Origin of the sequence: Nitratidesulfovibrio oxamicus (assembly GCF_015731765.1) — a bacterium.
Lineage (GTDB): Bacteria > Desulfobacterota > Desulfovibrionia > Desulfovibrionales > Desulfovibrionaceae > Cupidesulfovibrio > Cupidesulfovibrio oxamicus.
In genome coordinates this window covers 1-1,366 of record NZ_VRYY01000560.1, presented here as the reverse complement: position 1 = coordinate 1,366, position 1,366 = coordinate 1, and the positions used below count along the sequence as shown (strand labels likewise).

Here is a 1,366-nt window from a genome sequence, read left to right as displayed (position 1 = left end):
CACCAGCACGCGCGTGACGACGCGCTGAGCAGGCGCACCAGCGGCAGGGCCAGGCGCAACAGCAGCGCCATGAACGGGGCGGTGCGGCGGGCGCAGGCCTCCGGGTTGCCGAAGGCCATGCGCTTGGGCACCAGTTCGCCTATAATCAGGGTGAAGTAGGTGATGATCAGGATTACCAGGCCAAAACCCAGCGGACCGCTGTAGGGGCGCAGCACGTCCACGCGGGCCAGCGCGGCTGAAAGATGCTCTGCCAGCGCGGCCCCGCCGTAGGCGCCGGTAAGGATGCCCACCAGGGTGATGCCGATCTGCACGGTGGAGAACAGCCGGTCCGGCTCGCGCAGCAGGCGCAACGCCGTGGCCGCACCCTTGTTGCCGCGTTCCGCGTCCTGGCGCAGGCGCACCTTGCGCGAGGCCACCAGCGACATTTCCGCCAGCGAAAAGAACCCGTTGATCAGGATGAGCAGGAGAATGACGCCTGCCTCGAAGTAGAGGGAACCGGATGTGCCTGTGTCGTCCATGGGGATGTGGGGTGTGCGTGGGCGCGCTGCGCCAGGTGGGCCTGGCGGGCCGGGCGCGGGTGGTGGCCGCCGGAAGGGCCTGTGGAGTGGGGGCGCGTGTCATGTCCGGTCTTCATCATCGGACCGCGCACGTGTCATTCCGTGATGTTAGGACGCGGATGTCCCGCAGGCAAGGGCGCAGGGGGAAATTTGTGCAAATGCCGCGCAAGGGGGAGGGCGCAGGGGCGATGGTGAGGCCTACGCAACCTCGCCCGCTGCCTTGCCGCTGGCCCACGCCCAGTGCAGGTTGTAGCCGCCAAGCTGCCCGGTAACGTCCAGCACCTCTCCGGTAAAGAACAGGCCGGGGCGCAACGCGCTTTCCATGCTGCGCGACGAAATCTGGTCAACGCGCACGCCGCCCGCCGCGGCTTCCGCCTTGCGCATGCCTTCGGTGCCCGTGGGCACGGCGGTGTGGGCGTGCACGGCCTCGTGCAGGGCGGCGCGGGCGGCCCTGGACAGTTCCGCGATCTTGCGCCCGGCCATATCGGGCACCACCAGCCGTTCCGCAAGCCGGTCGGGCAACAGGCGGCCCAGCAGGGTGCGCACCAGCAGCTTGCCGTGTTCAGGGGCGCGCAGCAGTTCATCCAGGTTTTCACCGGGCAGAAAGTCGATCTCCACCGGCTGGCCGGGCTGCCAGTAACAGGAGGCCTGCAAGGCCGCCGGGCCGCTGATGCCCCGGTGGGTGAACAGCAGGGGCAGGGTGAACGCCGTCCCTGCCGTGGTCACGCGGGCGGGCAGGGCAATGCCCGCAAGGTCGTGCAGCGGCCACTGCGGGGCCATGGCCAGCGGCACCAGCACCGGGCGCGGCG

The 1,366-nt window shown here is 69.7% G+C and carries 2 protein-coding genes; both read right to left on the bottom strand.

Annotated features, from left to right (window positions below; translation table 11 throughout):
- Window positions 1-518: CNNM domain-containing protein (locus tag FVW20_RS15550; protein ID WP_196610316.1), on the bottom strand; the 518-nt coding region annotated here is incomplete at its 3' end.
- Window positions 519-755: 237 nt separating this feature from the next.
- Window positions 756-1,366 (bottom strand): NAD(P)/FAD-dependent oxidoreductase (locus FVW20_RS15545; RefSeq protein WP_196610315.1); only part of this gene is annotated, 611 nt, incomplete at its 5' end.